Here is a 17,225-nt window from a genome sequence, read left to right on the forward strand (position 1 = left end):
TCTTAAACGATCGGCATTAGCTCTTTATGAGCGGCTTTTTGCTATCTGATGCTTTCTAAAGTGAACACAGTTCGCAATTAGTTTAGTCCACACTGCATACCAAACTATTCGTAAATGCTGTATGAAAAATACTTACTTGCGATTTTTTGATGCTGACCATTGTCGATCAAGCGCTGGATACCGTCATCAATAAGATCTTTGAGTTCATTATCTTGTTTTCGTACCGCGACACCAATACCACGCCCGAACCATTTTTCTTCTGTAAATTTAGGACCCGTAAAGTGGTAGTCCTTACCTTGCTCCGTTTCAAGAAAGCCCGTATTGAGTCCCATAGAACCACCAAACACGCTATCTAGGCGCCCGTTGAGTAAATCGGTAAAGGCTTCGTCGAATGATCCATAACGCTTGATATCTACATTTGGGTAGATCTCGGAAAGGTATTTGTCACCAATGGTAGCGCGCTGAACTCCAATTGTTAGTTCATTTAAGCTGCCGTCATCCATATTGATTTCACGCCCTTTTTCCATGACAAAACGAGTGGGAACTTTAGCGTAAGGCATCGTGAAGTTAACTTTCTTTTCACGTTCTTCGGTAATTGTCATAGCCGCTATAATTGCATCGTTTTTACGGCTTAAAAGCGAAGGGATAATCCCGTCCCAGTCAGTTTTTGAGATGATACATTTTACTTCTAATTCGACACACAAGGCGTTGGCTAAATCGACTTCAAACCCCTCTAATTCACCATCTTGCGTTGTCCAGCTGAATGGTGGGTATGCTCCTTCCACCGTAAATCGGATTTGCTTCCAATCTTTTGCGTAAGTAAATACTGAGAAAACACTGACGAATACAACAAATATCCACTTCATTTTTATTTCCTTATAGTTTTAATGGATAAGTTGGTTAATCAAATGTTAAAGAATATCAGTGTTAATGCATATCATTGTGAGCAAAGGCATTAGATAACTTCTGGAACTCTTGCTTCCCAAACTAACTACACGACTTTTTCTTATCTAAATTTCTATTTATATCTTTCATAAACAGTAGCTTGCTGTACTTCTCGCAAGATCTTTAAGATACTCACCTTTGATTTATGTTGCATCTGAAACAAAAATCAATACAATGAGCGCATTATTTTGTTGCAGGTGAAACATTATGGCTAATAAAGCGTATCAATGGATGCTCTATCTAACACTTGGCACCAGTGCCTTGTTTGCTCTTTTCTTGGTGGCAAGTGACAACCTTGCGCCGTTCACAACTCAAGCTCAATTGCACATTCCAACCAGCCGTATTGCTGCAGAAGTGTCGGCGCCAGTGGTGGAGTTGGCTGTTAAGAATGGTCAGGATGTAAAAAAAGGGGAACTGCTAGTTCGCTTAGATCCAACTCGTTTTGAATTGGCGTTAACTCAGGCTGAAGCGGCTTTGGTTGAAGCAGAGCAAAGCTATGAAGCAAGCAAGCAGCACTTGCATGGCGCGGAAGCGACGTTACGTCAGCGCCAACACGAAGCTCTGAATGCCGAGAGAAAATTGAAGCGTAACCAGCAATTGATTTCGAGAAAACTTGTTAGCCAAGAAACGCTAGACGATAGCCGATCGGACACGATTGTAAGACAGCAAGCCGTCGAAGCTGCGCAAGCCGATATTGAGCAGATAAAAGCTGAGCTTGAGAAAAGCAGCGACAACGGTGCTTTGGCTGTTGCTCGAACTCGCGTTGAACTGGCGCAATTGGATTTGGGCAAAACGACAATCGTCGCGCCTGTTGATGGCGTAATCAGCAATCTCAACCTTAACTCAGGAACCTATGTTGGCGCTGGCAGCCCCGTTTTGTTTTTGGTTGATCGCCAGCATGCTTGGATTAACGCAGACTTCAACGAAAAGGGCAGTGCAAATCTGACTGCGGGAACAACCGTTCGTTTGGTGTTTGATGCAATGCCTGGTGAGGTGTTTGAGGGAAATATTCAAGGTCGTGAACTGGCTATCTATGATGCGAGCAGCGACAACAGCGGCCTCGCGAAAGTCGTGAATGATGATCGCTGGATTCGAGACCAACAAAAAGTGCGTACACAAGTAACGTTGCCGTCACTTGATCACTCATTGTTCTCTGGCTCTAAAGTGAGCGTGATGGTGGTGCCTGAAGCGACGTTTTGGGATGTGATCGGAAGTGCATGGATGGAAGTGCTAGCTCGCATTCGTTACCTAGTTTAACTGTGCTCTTCAATCATCGACTAACTGACTACCCACTGACGAAATAACGATTTACGACCTAAGAGGCAGATTATGAATAACGAAGTTCGAGGCCCGATTAACTGGTCTGAAGTAGCTTGGATCAGCGCTATCGTGTCTTTGGGTATGTTGGCTCAACTTTGGCTACAGCTAGGTGTTGCGGCGTACCTCGCTCTTTATCCGGTAATGGCGGCGACCAAGATTAACGACTACTCAGTGAGAGGTATGCTCAAAGCGTTTCTCCCTATCTTGGGTGTCGCTTGTGTGGCTCTGCTTGTCGATCAGTTATTTGCCTCACACCCGGCAGTGGTTTGGGGGATCAGTTTATGGGTATTTGATTTAGCAAGAAGGTGGGCCGACACGCCTGCCAAACTTGGGAAAATCTACATCCCATTGCTCAATTGGTTTTTGGTGATTGTGTTTGCACAACATGGCCCAATGCCGATGACGGACTGGGTTCGCGATATAGCAGTGAGCATGGTGACGACCATGGTTGTGGTGAGATTTGTGATGCTGTTCTTAAAGCCGCCCAAAGCGATGTCGCCGCTGCCAATGCAAAGTGTTCCTGTGACGTACCAGCAGCGAGTGATATATGTGGTCATGCTTGGAGTTGGTTTAGCATTTTTGATGATGGTCGATTTGATTGCCGCGACGTTCTGTATGATGCCTGTGATTATTGCGGCTGCGCAAAGTGAACGCATGAACTATCAAATGGTGGTGAAAAACTGTTTACAAGCCCACGTTGGTGGTTGTGCATTGGCGTTGGTCTTCGTAACCTTGTTAGCGGGGCAACACTCCTATAATTGGGTGTATATCATTGGACTAACAAGCTTGGTGACCATGATAGCAATTTGGATCAGCGGCAGTCGTGGTGGCGTGCGAGGTATGCATACTGAAGCGATGTTAGGAACTATGCTACCATTGCAACTCTATGTTTCAGCAACCGATCTTGGTTTGCAAGATACCTACTTTCGTGCAGAGTTAATGTCCATCGTGTTGGTATTATTAGTGGTCTGCCAAGGAATTATATATGGAAAATCAACCAGCATTATCCATCACCGGAATTGATGCACTCGACAGCAATCCTATGTTCTTAATGGGCTTTGCTTACAAACAGTTTCGAGCTCAAGTCACCGCTGAGATGGGCACCACTTCGGGCATTTCTCTAGAGATGTTTGGTGCGCTTCGAGTGTTAGATAAGCATGGCAAAATCACTCAGCAAGAGTTAACCAATTACTTGCTTCGAAATCGCTCTGTGACCAAGCGTTTGGTTGATAACGCGATTAAGCTGAACCTTATTGAGGCCAGCAAGAGTGAAACGAACAAAAAGGTAAAACTTCTTTCTTTAACGGAAGAGGGCAAGAAGCTTGCCGAATATTGTGAGCCTATGGTCGATAGTATCAGCGAGCAGTTTCAGAGTGCGTTGAGTGAAGACGAATCCAAGCAGTTACAGACCTTGTTGGCTAAGCTTGTAAAAACAGACCAATTCGTCGACTGATTATGCGATCGAAGGTGTGGGTCTAATAACAATCGAATAAAGAGTAAGTGACATGACATACAAAATATTAGCGATGCTAATGATTAAGCTGTTGTTTACGTTTCGTGGCAGTAAACCTACGTCTAAAATCCCCGCCTCTGACTTTGATGCCGAACGCTTCGCTGGTACATGGTATTCCGCTTGTTTTATCCCGCATCCATTGCAATCAAAGCTCGGTTCTTTGTCGTTTAGCTTTTTATTTGAATCTGACGGTAATCTTAAGCTGACAACTCGAGGCTACAACGCGAAAAAGAATGAGTGGAAGACCAAAGAACAAGCCGCAACATTTAAGGGCTCTCAAACCGAAGCGTGGTTTTCAGTCGAAGCGAATAGCCCTTATGAGAAGCAGAGAAAGGTAATTTTCTTGAATGAAGATTACACTCAGGCTTTGTTGGTGGGTCCTACCAAAAATACCTTACAGATCTTGTATCGCACTGCAGAGTTCACCAAACAAGACTTAGACTCGCTGATTGAACGGGCGCAGAGCATGGGTTTTAAAACCAGTAAGCTAGTTCGTGTGTCACAACATATCAATGATGTGCCTGAACAATAAAGTAAGTTCGGCTAGTCCTGACTAGGTAGCTCGGCTAATAAGCAAACAACATTGCTAACCCGTTCTAATTCGCTGGCAACACCACTGCCGACGCTTCTTCCTCTGAATCTTCTTTGTCTTCTACTTGGTCAGCAACCCAATCAATTGTCTTTGTTAGATAAAGCTTGTTGGTTTCGGTGTCACACCAACTCTTGGATAATCCTCTTCGATTGAATTCACTGCCAATAGCGGCCAGTGTCTGGTTACTTGAGCGCCCGTAATACAAGGTGTCGCACAGTTGCAGGTTCGACATCGATTGTGGGTATGTATTAACCGACGAGGAGTTCATGCTCAGTGCTTTGGATTGATTGTGCGTACAGCCTGTAAGGCTCAGGAAAAAGAAAAGGATTAGCGTATTTTTCATGGTGTATCAGGTCTATTGCCGATGATTTGAAGACAGTATTGGCATGTATAATTAAATTATTGTCAATTATTCGCCAACTATTTATAGACCAAGACTTTCCTCCCAGTTAGAGAGCGTTATTAAGCCAACGACAAAAACAGTATTAACAAACAAAAGCGCAATTTTGTACAAAAGCTGAAAGAGACTATAGAGTAGACTGATAAGTCGCTCGATAATCAACAGGCTTGGGAATTGTTATGGAGAACAAGAAACGCTCTAAAGAAAAGGCCGAATATAAGATCACAGAAGAGCTCGGTGGCCTTGAAACCCTTAATGCTGAATACGAAAAGCAGAACTTCTCGCGCCACAGCCATGAGGGCTATACGCTTGGGGTTATTGAGCAGGGCGCTCAGCGTTTCTATCGAACGGGCGGACATCATATTGCGCCACAAAATGCGATTATTCTGGTCAATGCCGACGAAGTCCATAGCGGTCACTCTGCCACTGAAGGCGGTTGGGCGTATCGAGCCATGTATCCACTCCCAGATCAACTTGCCAAGATCACTCAAGAGCTAAACCTACCCAATTACGGGGCGCCTTACTTCCCAAGAGCGGTTGTTGAAGATCCTGAACTCGCCAATCAATTGAGATTAGTCTTTAACACGATTGATGAATCTGACAATCGCTTGTTAAGAGAAACCTTGATGTACGGAATGTTGGTTAAACTGATTAGCCGACACGGAAAATCGCCGCTTAACCCTCAACTCGATGGGAAAACTCAGCGCCAGCTTGTCTTAGTGAAAGAGTTCTTAGATGACTTTCCACAAGCCGATGTGTCTCTAGAAGAACTCTCTAAACTGGCGGCATTGAGCCCGTTTCACTTAGTGCGTTCTTTTCAAAAAGAGTTTGGTCTTCCGCCACATGCGTATCAAATCCAATCTCGGTTAAGGCTTTCGCGTAAGTTATTGAAACAAAGACATACCATTTCAGATACAGCGCAAGAGTGTGGCTTTCATGATCAAAGCCATTTTCATCGACACTTCAAAAAGGCCAATGGCTACACGCCGGGGCAATACATTAAAATGCTCTAAATCGGACACCTTAATTGGTTCGCGAAATCGAGCAAGTTTGTACAATCGAACCGACTCCACTCTTCTTACATTGAATAGCGAATGTAAAGAGAGAAAAGAATGATATGGATAGTGAAACAATGGATAGACGAACACAGTTATGGAAAGGCGTTTTAGCGGGAATGCCTTTGAGTATTGCGGTAATCCCTTGGGGAATTCTAGCCGGTTCATATGCGATAGATGCCGGATTGAATCAACTTCAAGCGCAAGCGATGTCGGCTATTTTGTTTGCTGGCTCAGCGCAACTTGTCGCTGCGGGTATGTTCAAAGCGGGTATTGGTTTAGGCACTATGTTGTTGACCACACTGTTCATCACCTCAAGACACTTTCTGTATAGCGTATCGATGCGTGACAAAATTAGCCATCTTCCTGCGCGTTGGCGTCTATTACTCGGATTTTGGCTCACCGATGAGCTGTTCGCGATTTGTAGTGGGCAGTCTCAGAAAGAATTTAATCGCTGGTATGCTGCGGGTGTAGGCGGCGGTTTTTATCTCGTTTGGAATATTGCGAGCTTTGTCGGCATTGTCGCGGGAAGCCAAATTCCTTCGCTTAATGAGATTGGGCTCGACTTCGCGGTCGCAGCAACCTTTATCGCTTTGGTGTTCCCATTAATCCGAACTCTACCCGTCGTTGTGTGTGTTGTGGTTTCATTGGTCACTTCGGTTGCCATGTCGGTTAACAATATTGAGGGCGGGCTAATGATTGCAGTGATCGCCGGTATGTTAGCGGGCTTTTTCAGCGAGTCGTTCCAAGAGCGAAACAACGGTAACAAGACAATCGTGGAGGGGAAATAGAGATGATTTGGTTAACGATATTACTCATGACTGCGATTGTTTTCTTTAGCCGGTATTTGTTTCTTGAGCCTGCAATCCCGCTTCGACTCAATCAAACCGCAAGGCGCCTATTGCGCTATTCAAGCCCAGCGGTGCTGACTGCGATTTGGGGGCCAATTGTATTTGCTCCTGAACAAACATTTTGGCCAAGCCTTGAAAACCCATACTTGATAGGCGCGGTGGTGACTGGCTTATTGATTTGGAAAACAGGCAATGTGCTACTAACGATCGGCGTTAGCATGGCGGTGTTTTTGTTCTATAACCTTGTCGCGGTTGATTACCTTTTCTCGTGAGCTTCAACTTCAATGTCAACTTAGGCTTTGTGTTTCTCCTATTATTTAAGGGCTGTATAAATATGATTACTTGTTCTGTTCGATATGTGATTGATCCTAAAAAGGTAAATGAGTTTGAGGCATACGCAAAAATGTGGATTCCTCTGGTCGCTAAATTCGGGGGCCAACACAATGGTTATTTTTTACCGTCGGAAGGGGCGAACAATATTGCCTTGGCGCTGTTTACCTTTGAAAGTTTGGCTGCCTATGAAGAGTATCGGATTAAATCGTTGAACGATGCCGAGTGTATTAAAGCGTTTGAATTTGCAGACGAAGTTGATTGCATCGTGAGTTATGAACGCAGCTTTTTTAGACCTGTTTTAGAGTGATAGACCTTGCAACGTATAGCGTGGTGGCATCTAATGTACTGATTCACTGTTTGTGTGTTTAGGTTTTGGTAAGGAGTTAGTTTGGCTAAGAAATATTATGTGGTTTGGAAAGGTCGTACACCGGGTATTTTTACCACTTGGAATGACTGTAAGTCTCAAGTCGATGGCTTTGCTGGTGCGAGATATAAATCGTTCCCAACACTAGGCGAGGCTGAGTCTGCTTTCGGTGGTAAAACGTCGTCTGCGTCAGGTTCTACAGCGACAAAGCCAAACTCTGCGGGTAAGGCGACGAAAGCCAAGGTGCCGCCTCTTTCGGAGCAGCAAATCACTGATATGCCTTTTGATATCAAGATCTTTACCGATGGTGCTTGTGAACCAAACCCCGGTGAAGCGGGGACGGGTTTAGCGGTATACCGAAACAACCAATTAACAGAATTGTGGTATGGCTTGTATCAACCTGTTGGTACCAACAATACCGCCGAATTACATGGGCTTAAGCAAGCGTTTATTCTCGCGAAAGAGAAGTTAAACGCGGGCCTCTCTGTTGCGATTTATTGTGATTCTAAGTACTCAATTGATTGTATTACTAAGTGGGCAACGGGTTGGGAGAAAAAGGGCTGGACCAAGTCTGGCGGTGAGATCAAAAACCTCGATATTATTAAGCCTGCGTATGCGCTCTACCAAGAACTGGCTTCAAAAATTACCATCTACCATGTGAACGGTCACGTTGGTATTGAAGGTAACGAACTGGCCGATAGAATGTCGATTGTGGCTATTTCATCGAAAGAGCAACAACTCGCTCAATATCGTGACATCGACGATATTGAGTCTATTTTGGCACTGCGAGCAGGCTAGTTAGGCTTCTTAATGAAAAGCTACTGAAAGCATAAGTCGCGATCATTGGGCAGTGCTAAGTTGAGCGTTACATTTCAAATTGATGTAGCGCTCTTTTGTTTTTGTGGTGCTCCGTTTTCTTATGGTGCTTAGTCGTTCTTGTGAGGCGTAGCAGTCCTTGTGATGCTTACTGCCTGAGTTAATCCTTATTGAGCTGGGTTCTCTATCCAACGAGATAATTGCTGAGCTTGTTTGATCGAATTAAAACTGTCTTTCACTCTCTCACGTGCCTTTAACCCCATCGATGCTTTATCGTTGCTGCTTAGTTGCGCGAAACGCTCAATCGCTTCTCTTAATTCTTCCACATTCTTTTCGCCAACCACAAAACCTGTCTCTTGTGAGACGATCTCTTTGCATCCCATGATGTTGGTGGTAATAACTGGCGTTCCTACGGCCATCGCTTCTTTTAAAACCAGTGGTCCTGTATCCACACACCCGGTTTCGGAAAAACAGAAGGGCGCGATTAGGCTGTCATAATTCGATAGTTTCTCTTTCACCCATTCATGAGGCTTAGCGCCAAGAAAGGTCACGTTTCGAGTGAGCCCTTGCTCTTTGACCTGTAACTTTAATTGTTGCTCTAAATCGCCAGTACCGATGATATCGAGATGAATGTCGAGAGGTTCGGCAATCGGCGCCAATGCATCAATAAGATGGTGGATACCTTTTTGCTCCACTAATCGGCCAAGGAAAATAAAGCGAAGTTGCTTCGTTTCGGTTTTTGGGTTGAGTTGGAACTGTTTGGTATTAACTCCGCAATGCAAGAGTTTAATGTTTCCTTTCGCCATGGTATTGAAGTCAGCAAGCATGTCTTTACACACTGCAACCACAAAATCACTCGATGAGATTTTATGTTCAATGTCATAAGCGAACTCGTAAACATCATGACCATGAGCAACGAACGAACAGGTGATATTCAGCAGCTTTGCCGCGACGATGGCGTGAGCTGTGGTGTGCTGACAGAAATGCGCATGTACGTGTTCGACGTCGTTTTCCGCGAGTTGCAGCGCTAATTTAAACCCATAAGCGAACAGTGACTTTTTCGGCATGCTGGTTTGCTTAGAAATAAATGAGACAGCCTTGATGAAACCTATCCAGTTAATGCTGGCGACTTTACCCTTCCGAACATTTTTACCTATTTCGACAATGTCGTAGTCGAACTGTTTTTCACTGTTTTCAATTTTGAACGTCATTACACAAACATCGTGCCCACACGCTTTCACAGAGTCGACTTCTGTTTGAATGAAGGTCTCACTGAGTACTGGGTAGGTTGGCGCCACAAATGCTACTTTCTTCATTCCTTACTCCTCAAATCCATATGACTAAAGCTATCAAGCCAAGGTAATAACCAATAAAGCAAGATACGAACCAAGATCGAATCGTAGCTTTGGAGGGCTTTCTGATTGCTTTTCGAAGGTTACCCCTTAAGAGGTAGCTCGTTTTCTCAAATTGATAATCAAATTGGAGTTGCAGTTTTTTTGAACATCTGTGTTTGGTCGTCATTTTGAGAATAGGCGTGTAGGTGACTGATATAGAGCTGATTTCGTAGCAAGACACTCTCGGCATAGAACGTGCAACGTTAGCCATATAATGTATAAATCTCAGGGCGTCATTATGGCTAAAGTAAGTGTTGTTATTCCTACCTACAATTGTTTGGATTACCTGCCGAAAGCGATTGGCAGTGTACTAAAGCAGTCTCACCAAGATGTTGAGCTGATTGTCATTGACGATAACAGTAACGACGGAACGTCGACGTATCTTGCTTCTATAGACGATGAACGCATTATTACGTTGTCCACATTGGGTGTTGGTGCGCCTCAAGCGAGAAACCTAGGGATTGAAAAGGCGACCGGTGAATACATCGCTTTTTTAGACGCAGACGATTTCTGGTTTCCTGAAAAAATTGAGCGCCAACTCGAATTTCATCAACGTTACCCTGATCTCGCGATGAGCTTTACTAACTACGAGCATCTTACTGAAGATTACCAAGTAATAGTCGACTGCTTTAGTTACTGGTCGCAGTTTCAAGATCAAGATGAGCTGTTCATCAATATCGAGAACCCGTTGGAGTTCATCATAGAAAATAACGTGATTGGAACATCAACGGTCATAGTGAAAGCGGATGTGTTTTCTCAAACAGACAGTTTCAATGCTGACATCAAGTATGGGGAAGATTGGGAACTGTGGCTTCGAATGAGTGAAAACCATCAGATCGGTGTGTTGAACTCGGTGCAGGTTGGCTACTTGATGAGAGCGAGCTCTGTTACCCAAACTGAAAGTCTTAAATTGAGAAATTTGCAGTCTATAGAGACTATTCTTCAACATTACCAAAATGACAGTCAACGATGGAATCTACCCACTTCTAGCTTCAAAATCGCAAAGGCGAGAATACTGGAAGGTTATGCTGACTATTATCGAGGTTTACAACAGAATAGACAGGCTATTGCCTACAGTTTCCGTTCTTTGGTCATGTCACCTCAAAAACGCACATTGCGACACCTAATTGGAGACTGTAAAAGTTTCCTAAAGCCAGCTTGGTAAGGAAAAGGTGACGACTATGGGTTCTTTAAAGCAGTCGGCTTACTACGCCATCGGTATATTAATGATGAAAGGGATTTCATTGGTGATGATCCCGTACATTACGCACAATATGACGTTGGCAGAGTATGGTTCCTTAGAAGCCATTGTCTTGCTGGCAGACATTGGGACGATATTGTTCAGCTTCGGTATTGTCGATGCCATGTATCGTTATGTGGGTGTCGCCGAAGGTGATGAAAAGCAAAAGCTCGTCTCGAACTGCTTCACATTGAGCGTGCTGGTGTGCGTGCTTGGGGGCGCCTTGATTGCCCTCAGTATGCCGTTGTTAATCTTAATGTTGCCAGTTGAATTCCAGCCTTACCAGATACTGCTTCTGCTTATTCCTACCATGCTCGATGGGGCGATTTCTATCCCGCTAACGCTGATGCGTATGAACGCGATGGCGAAACGTTTTTGCATGCTCAATGTGTTGAAAGCCGGTGTTCAAGCCATCATGACTTTTGTTTTGCTTGAGGCTGGATACGGTATAGATGGCGTGTTGATTTCAGCTGCGGTATCCAGTGTGTTGCTAATGGTTTGTTTAGTGCGTTATCAATGGCAAGAGATGGGATCTTTTGGTTGCTTCAAATACTCGGCGAAGATCTTAAAATTCGGACTGCCCGTTCTGGTTGGCGGTGCATCAATGTATATGATCATGGGGCTCGACCGCTGGGTAATGGCAAGCTTCGTCGGTGTCGAAGAACTCGCGATTTATGCGGTTAGCGGAAAGTTCGCGTTGATTCTTGGTCTGTTGTTGCAGCCTTACGCGCTTTGGTGGTTTCCAAACCGTGTGGCGATGCTTCAACAGCCGGGTGGCAGTAAGATGTGTGCCGATAGGGCGTTAGTCGGTGTTAATCTGGCCATTGTATTCGGTTGTTTGATGATCCTTACTGTACCTGGTTTTATTACTTTGATTTTGCCAAGCAGTTATCAATATGCAGGCACGATTGTCGTGGCACTCTTGGCGATTGGTGTGATTAAGAACGCTGGGGATTACCTTAACCTTGGCTGTTTCAGCGGTCACTCAAGCCAATCGCAAATGTGGATACAAGGCGGGTGTGCGATTCTAGCTGCGATTGGTTATTTTGTTGTGACACCGATTTATGGAGTGTGGGGCGTTGTGGTGGTGCTTTGTGGCACTTATGCCGTGAGACTGTCACTGCTCTATATCGTGAGCCAAAAAATGGAGTACTTGCCTTACGAGCATCGTAAATGGATGACAGCGCTGAGTATCGCCATACTTGCCATCATTAGTGATCGAGTTCTTGGCTTGGTGCTGGTTGATGTTCATGACTTTATTCTTGGATCGGCTGTTGGTGTAATCGCGCTGGTGGCCTTTGTTAAATACTCAGTGATCGTTGTCCCGCAAGCTCTGCTCGACAAGTTGATGCTGGGTAAGCAGTCTCACGCAAATTAAAATAAAACACTGTTCATAATGTGTGAGATCCGATAGTTTTTATAAATTCAATGAATGCCATCAATGGAAAGATACATGAACAAGTGGATTGTGCTCTCAGCTCTATTCTCAACCTTATCGTACGCTTCGTCTGAATTGTCTAACCACGACGTACTCACTCAGCACTTTGACGTTCCTGAAGCTATCTCCTTAGAAAATCAAAACAGGGTATGTAATAGCCTTGTTTGTAGTTCGGTGTCTGCGCCAAAATCTGTTCCTGCTGTTGGCGACTTCCCAGAGCGAGAATCAAACCCAACGATAGATACAATTGCGAGCGCTATCTATTTCGTCGGTGAGATTGGTGTCGCCGAAAATCTAGCGACACCCGAGTACGAACAGTTTTTTGAGAACTGATTGAAAATTTACTGTATAGATTTGGTGCTTATTTTTTATGCAGTTACAAAAGATATGAAATGCTGTTATAAACGATAAGACATTGTTTAAGGATTTTATAATCACGGCATTTGGCAATTAGGAAGCACCAATGGAAATCTGGAAGTTACTGCTGTTTATCCCCGCTTGTTTTGCGCTCAACATGACTCCGGGCCCAAACAATTTGTTATCAATGAACAACGCCCGTTGTTACGGATTTCAGGCCGCCTTTGTCGCAGGCCTAGGAAGAATCCTCGCTTTTTCTGGCATGATTGCTTTGGCTGCATCTGGCTTAGCGGTTGTGCTTTATACTTCTGAAACGCTGTTTTTCCTGATCAAACTATTTGGCGCGATGTATCTGTTGTGGATCGCGTTCAACCTATGGCGCTCACACGCCAGTCCGGTCGTGGATATCGAACGAAATAAGAATTGGTTTGGTCTGTTTAAACAAGAATTTGCACTCGCTGCTGGCAATCCAAAAGCGATACTCATTTTCACTGCATTCCTTCCTCAATTTGTCGATGTTTCAGCGAACGTAAATACTCAATTCTTTGTTTTAGGTAGCACCTTTCTAGTGTTAGAAATGCTCGCGATATCGATCTACGCGGCATTTGGCTTATACCTCAGAAACTGGTTCTCTAAGCCACAAATGGCAAAACGTTTCAACAAAGCGTGCTCGGTTTTTCTTGCGTTATCTGGCGCAAATTTGTTGGTTATTCGACAGTAAAACATAAGTAACCTAATCTACTCCTCAGGCGTTAGTTAAGTGGCATCTTCGTTAAGGTAGTTCGTAAGCCTTTAGGCTGTTGATATATTATTAATAGCACCTTTGAGTTTGCATGTTTAAACTTGAGGTTCGGTTTAAATGAGGTCTATCTATGAATGTTGTTTGTGCGGAAAAACAAGAACTGGCTGATATCTACCAGCTTGAACATGCTTTGTTTGGCGCTCACGCCTATCCGCTGTTTTTCTTTCGTCAGGCCTTTGATTGCTGGGGAAAAGGTTTATTGGTTGCTAAGCAAGACTCAAAGATTGCTGGCTATGCCTTAACGACAACCACAGACAAGCAGAATGAGTTTTGGGTCCTATCATTGGCTGTAGACCAGAATTATCGTGGCATGGGAGTTGGCCGGAAACTGATGCAACAGGCGATTGAGCAGTTGCCTCGAGATGCTAGGCTTTTGCTCACTGTAGACCCAAATAACACATCGGCTCGTGGGCTTTATGCATCGATGGGGTTCGTTACCATCAAGCAAGAAGACAACTACTTTGGTGATGATGAGCCGAGGTTAGTGATGAAGCTCATCATCTAGATTGTTGCTAACGGTTTTTAACAAAGGCGCTTAACTAAATCAAAGGCTCACATTTCAAAGACAATCTCGTAGCTCTAGGTTAGCATCACGATACCGTGCATTAACACGACACTAGAGGTCAGCCGAGTCCTCATATCAAAGTAGCCATCAGGACCTTGGCTCTGGTTCTCTTCTCTCATCGTCCTTTCAGCTCGCCAAACCGCAATATAACCAAAGATGAGAATCAGAGTTGTCACTAGCTCTTTTTGTTCGCCAAGCAATACTGCCAGCCAAGCGATGAGCACAATCGCGTTGCTTATTAGCAGTGCTTTGTTACTTGATTGGCTTTCAAAGTTTTCGATGCCATTTGCCCACAAGATCCCTGAAAGAAAACTCAAAATTGCCACGCTGTAGGTGATGAACAGCGTTTCACCGCTTATCCCCATAAATTGGCTGTCGGTGAGCGAAAGGAGAAGACCGAATAAAAACGGAATTAACCCCATGTACCCCAGTTTGGCCATGGTGTTACGGGTTTGAGTTGTTGCCATGTAATCCGCCTTCATAACTGCTGCTCAATCGCGTTTTTGAGCGTGGCACTCACTGGAGATGTGGAGCTAGGGAAGGTGGCGACGACTTTACCTTCTTTACTGATCAAGAATTTGTAAAAGTTCCATTTAGGCGTTACGCCCGCTTGCTGTTGTATCTCTGTAAACACGGGGTTGGCGTTGCTACCAGACAGTGAAGCTCGCGCCATCATTGGGAAGGTCACGCCATAGTCTAGGTAACAAACCTTTGCCGTCTTCTCTTCGCTTCCCTTGTCTTGGCGAAAATCATTACTTGGGAAACCGATAACCGTGAAGCCTTGGTCTTTGTAGGTTTGATGAAGTTGCTCGAGTTGCTCAAACTGCGGAGTGAAGCCACATTGGCTCGCTGTATTTACCACCAATAGAGTTTTGCCTTGAAACTCATCGCACAAGGCGATTTCTTCGGTTGAGTTTAACAAGCGCTGTTTGCCATTAAGTATTTCGGGACAGCTCGCTGCAAAGGCGATGGAACTCGTGAGGCTTGTAATCAGTGCGGTTGAGCAAAGTAGTGAACATTTCATAGGGTTGGCTCATTTTAGTTGGCGTAATGGTTATTACTCTTGAGCACGATGAAATGATCACTTTGCGTATTATTTACTGTCTCATTAACTCGCGCTTTTAGTTGTGATTTTGCTCTCTGAGATAAGATATGGAGCGACCAAGCGACTGATATTCACTTTTGCACCAAGGCGAGCCGCTAATAGATACATGCCACCAATTTTTCGGTGCAGGAACAGCGCATCGGCGGGCGGCGTATGCCAATACTCTTGTTCCATGCTCAAAATGGTGCCTGCTTCACGAAGCCTTTGTGCCAATCCACTGGCTTTGAAGTCGTACTCTTCGTCAACTAACATCGGCTCACAGGCCATCTTCACTAGATTTAGAATCGCTTGGCGTTGTTCGGGAAGAATTGTCTCGCTAAAGAATCCTATTTGCTCTAAAGCTCGGTTGAGCACTTGCTCATCGTTGTTAATGACAGAGGAAAAGGCCAAGCGATAACCCTCGCTGAAGCGGTCACTGTACTCACGGGTTGCTCCGAAATCTAATAAGCCAATTTGTCGGGTGTTTTCAACATAAAGGTAGTTGGCGAAATTGGGATCGGTTTGCACCATCTTAAAATCGAACAACTCTCTGAACAGAAGCTCCAGTAAGCTGTGCATTACAAAGTCACGTGTGCTTTGGTCGTAACTTTCGATTTGCTCTATCGTGACGCCTTCGATGAAGTCCATGGCGAGCACCGATTCTGAAGAGACTTGCGGATGAATCTTAGGTACGACGAAGTGAGAGTATTCTTTCAATGCATCATGGTAACGAGTTGCGTAATCAGCTTCGCGAGCATAGTCGGCTTCATCGTGGAGTTGTTTCTTTGCCTCTTCTAACAAGCCTTTGTAGTCGACCGACTTTGGTATCAAGCCAACAATATTGAGCAGCGTGCCCACGTTATCTACATCACTGTCGATACTTTTTCTAATGCCGGGGTATTGGACTTTGACTGCGAGTTTGTCCCCAGCATCACTATAGGCTTGGTGAACTTGTCCGATAGATGCACTGGCGATCGGTTTAAAATTGAAGGACAGGAATTCGGTTTTCCAATGGTTCCCGAGCGAGCTTTCTAACACTTGATTGAGCTGTTTTGTTGGCAGTGGATCGGCATCGGAGCGCAGGCGAGAGAGAATGTCGGCTAACTCTGGTTCTAAGACATCACCCGCATCCATTGATAGCATCTGTCCTAACTTCATAGCCGCACCGCGCAGGTGTGCGAGTTGATCGGTCAGGCGAGCAATGTTTTGAGGCGTTAACAGTAAGTCTTTTGCTTTGGGCCTGTTGCCTTGTGCAATTTGTTTGGTGCCTTCCGTTAGCACGTTACCCGCGACTCTTGTCGCCAACGAAGCGAACTTACTGAATCTAGAAATTCGATGTGTGGGAAGGTTTCTCTCTTTTGCCGACATAAAGGTTCTCTCTGGGAATCAGGGTTGAGACCAATCGTAGTAAATAACTGTTCACCCTAGCTTGTTAAAAATCTCGATAAAGTCGTTAGATTTTTTGATTGTAGAATAACTACTTATCTAAACTTCTTGTCGAAAAGAGCCGCCTTGTTCTCCAGCTTTTTTCCTGCGCTATTTCTTGACACTTACCTACTGTGATTGGTATGACTACAAAGTTCTATCAATCATTACACAACCGTATGTTTTGTTGTGCTAACTTGTCGCGTGGAACAGTAAACAGAATTAAAAGGACAAAGCATGAAATTTATTTGGTTGAAAGTGGCCGTTACGGTATTGGTGTTCGCAGCCCTATTTGGCATCGTTTACTACAAAGTCGCCAGCGGCATGTCTTAACTCAACACTATTTTGTGCAGCTGTCACCGTTGCAACGTGATTTTCCGGTTAGCCAAAACGAAATCTTATATCGATTTTTGGCAAACCGTAGATAACACCAATCTGCCATTGGCTTAAAAATCGCCCAACGTAACGGGGCATACAGCCAACCCTTTCCTACTAGCTTCCACGCTTGGTAAGTCACGTCTAAACCGAGCAGCAGCTTTCCGTTTTCGTCCAGTGCATGCAAGATTGTATTGGCTGCCTCGGCATCTATTTGCGGGTAGTTTGAAAACGCTTCACTGTAGATATCGACGGTCTGGATCTGATCTTTGGAATCAGACTTAGTCAGTGCTGCCATCTCTTTTGCACAAAGTGGACAGGTTCCATCGTAAAATATCGTTAATGCAGTCATTGTT

The 17,225-nt window shown here is 44.6% G+C and carries 21 protein-coding genes; 14 read left to right on the plus strand and 7 right to left on the minus strand.

All coding sequences use genetic code 11. From position 1 onward, the window contains the following. Positions 1-104 precede the first annotated feature (104 nt). Entirely contained in the window at positions 105-866 is a 762-nt protein-coding gene (locus AB4384_RS13650; protein ID WP_017070266.1) for a transporter substrate-binding domain-containing protein, read from the minus strand. A 286-nt stretch (positions 867-1,152) separates the two neighbouring features. Between AB4384_RS13650 and AB4384_RS13655 the strand changes: the two genes are divergently transcribed. From AB4384_RS13655 to AB4384_RS13670, 4 genes are all read left to right on the plus strand, one after another. Then, on the plus strand, positions 1,153-2,202 hold the full coding sequence (locus AB4384_RS13655; RefSeq protein ID WP_372129674.1) for an HlyD family secretion protein: 1,050 nt from the start codon (positions 1,153-1,155) through the stop codon (positions 2,200-2,202). A 72-nt stretch (positions 2,203-2,274) separates the two neighbouring features. Continuing rightward, positions 2,275-3,288 (plus strand): DUF2955 domain-containing protein, encoded by a 1,014-nt coding sequence (locus tag AB4384_RS13660; RefSeq protein ID WP_017070267.1) that lies wholly within the window; start codon positions 2,275-2,277, stop codon positions 3,286-3,288. After that, on the plus strand, positions 3,251-3,718 hold the full coding sequence (locus AB4384_RS13665) for a MarR family winged helix-turn-helix transcriptional regulator (RefSeq protein WP_017062227.1): 468 nt from the start codon (positions 3,251-3,253) through the stop codon (positions 3,716-3,718). The genes AB4384_RS13660 and AB4384_RS13665 overlap by 38 nt, the downstream gene beginning before the upstream one ends. A gap of 52 nt (positions 3,719-3,770) precedes the next feature. Continuing rightward, entirely contained in the window at positions 3,771-4,310 is a 540-nt protein-coding gene (locus tag AB4384_RS13670; RefSeq protein ID WP_017062226.1) for a lipocalin family protein, read from the plus strand. Between the two features lie 64 nt (positions 4,311-4,374). Here the strand turns inward: AB4384_RS13670 and AB4384_RS13675 are convergent, their stop codons facing one another. Continuing rightward, positions 4,375-4,713 carry a hypothetical protein gene (locus tag AB4384_RS13675; RefSeq protein ID WP_017084570.1) on the minus strand — a complete coding sequence of 113 codons (339 nt, stop codon included), beginning with the start codon at positions 4,711-4,713 and terminating at the stop codon, positions 4,375-4,377. Between the two features lie 236 nt (positions 4,714-4,949). Between AB4384_RS13675 and AB4384_RS13680 the strand changes: the two genes are divergently transcribed. From AB4384_RS13680 to AB4384_RS13700, 5 genes are all read left to right on the plus strand, one after another. Further along, positions 4,950-5,783 (plus strand): AraC family transcriptional regulator, encoded by an 834-nt coding sequence (locus AB4384_RS13680; RefSeq protein WP_372083968.1) that lies wholly within the window; start codon positions 4,950-4,952, stop codon positions 5,781-5,783. Between the two features lie 104 nt (positions 5,784-5,887). Continuing rightward, on the plus strand, positions 5,888-6,616 hold the full coding sequence (locus AB4384_RS13685) for an AzlC family ABC transporter permease (protein WP_136982857.1): 729 nt from the start codon (positions 5,888-5,890) through the stop codon (positions 6,614-6,616). Between the two features lie 2 nt (positions 6,617-6,618). Then, a complete protein-coding gene (locus tag AB4384_RS13690) occupies positions 6,619-6,948 on the plus strand; it encodes an AzlD domain-containing protein (protein WP_050644634.1) in 330 nt (109 codons plus the stop codon). Positions 6,949-7,010: 62 nt separating this feature from the next. Further along, positions 7,011-7,316: an NIPSNAP family protein gene (locus AB4384_RS13695; protein ID WP_136982856.1), complete on the plus strand. Its 306-nt coding sequence runs from the start codon at positions 7,011-7,013 to the stop codon at positions 7,314-7,316. Positions 7,317-7,397: 81 nt separating this feature from the next. After that, positions 7,398-8,171 carry a ribonuclease H family protein gene (locus AB4384_RS13700; protein ID WP_136982855.1) on the plus strand — a complete coding sequence of 258 codons (774 nt, stop codon included), beginning with the start codon at positions 7,398-7,400 and terminating at the stop codon, positions 8,169-8,171. A gap of 185 nt (positions 8,172-8,356) precedes the next feature. On the opposite strand, the gene AB4384_RS13705 is transcribed toward AB4384_RS13700, so the two are convergent. After that, a complete protein-coding gene (locus AB4384_RS13705) occupies positions 8,357-9,505 on the minus strand; it encodes a glycosyltransferase family 4 protein (protein ID WP_229648041.1) in 1,149 nt (382 codons plus the stop codon). Positions 9,506-9,821: 316 nt separating this feature from the next. Here AB4384_RS13705 and AB4384_RS13710 point away from each other — a divergent pair, with 316 nt between their 5' ends. The 5 genes from AB4384_RS13710 (at position 9,822) to AB4384_RS13730 (ending at position 13,925) form a co-directional block, all read left to right on the plus strand. Beyond that, positions 9,822-10,748 (plus strand): glycosyltransferase family 2 protein, encoded by a 927-nt coding sequence (locus tag AB4384_RS13710; protein WP_372129675.1) that lies wholly within the window; start codon positions 9,822-9,824, stop codon positions 10,746-10,748. A 16-nt stretch (positions 10,749-10,764) separates the two neighbouring features. Next, complete coding sequence (locus tag AB4384_RS13715) at positions 10,765-12,201, plus strand: lipopolysaccharide biosynthesis protein (protein ID WP_372111806.1); 1,437 nt, start codon at positions 10,765-10,767, stop codon at positions 12,199-12,201. 75 nt (positions 12,202-12,276) lie between these two features. After that, positions 12,277-12,594 carry a hypothetical protein gene (locus AB4384_RS13720; RefSeq protein ID WP_017070274.1) on the plus strand — a complete coding sequence of 106 codons (318 nt, stop codon included), beginning with the start codon at positions 12,277-12,279 and terminating at the stop codon, positions 12,592-12,594. Positions 12,595-12,724: 130 nt separating this feature from the next. Continuing rightward, entirely contained in the window at positions 12,725-13,339 is a 615-nt protein-coding gene (locus tag AB4384_RS13725) for a LysE family translocator (protein ID WP_102320553.1), read from the plus strand. 151 nt (positions 13,340-13,490) lie between these two features. Continuing rightward, positions 13,491-13,925 (plus strand): GNAT family N-acetyltransferase, encoded by a 435-nt coding sequence (locus AB4384_RS13730; protein WP_372111803.1) that lies wholly within the window; start codon positions 13,491-13,493, stop codon positions 13,923-13,925. A gap of 74 nt (positions 13,926-13,999) precedes the next feature. Here AB4384_RS13730 and AB4384_RS13735 read toward each other — a convergent pair whose 3' ends face one another. The 4 genes from AB4384_RS13735 to AB4384_RS13750 form a co-directional block, all read right to left on the minus strand. Beyond that, entirely contained in the window at positions 14,000-14,467 is a 468-nt protein-coding gene (locus AB4384_RS13735) for a DUF3429 domain-containing protein (RefSeq protein WP_017062213.1), read from the minus strand. Continuing rightward, positions 14,464-15,009 (minus strand): glutathione peroxidase, encoded by a 546-nt coding sequence (locus tag AB4384_RS13740; RefSeq protein WP_017062212.1) that lies wholly within the window; start codon positions 15,007-15,009, stop codon positions 14,464-14,466. Before AB4384_RS13740 ends, AB4384_RS13735 begins: the two co-directional genes overlap by 4 nt. A gap of 84 nt (positions 15,010-15,093) precedes the next feature. Further along, positions 15,094-16,437, minus strand: a complete 1,344-nt coding sequence (locus AB4384_RS13745) for an ABC1 kinase family protein (protein WP_372129676.1) — start codon at positions 16,435-16,437, stop codon at positions 15,094-15,096. A gap of 397 nt (positions 16,438-16,834) precedes the next feature. After that, entirely contained in the window at positions 16,835-17,221 is a 387-nt protein-coding gene (locus AB4384_RS13750) for a thiol-disulfide oxidoreductase DCC family protein (RefSeq protein ID WP_372129677.1), read from the minus strand. Positions 17,222-17,225 lie beyond the last annotated feature (4 nt).

The sequence above is a fragment of the Vibrio sp. 10N.261.51.A4 genome (assembly GCF_041471945.1).
In the GTDB taxonomy this organism is placed as follows: Bacteria; Pseudomonadota; Gammaproteobacteria; order Enterobacterales; family Vibrionaceae; genus Vibrio; species Vibrio crassostreae_C.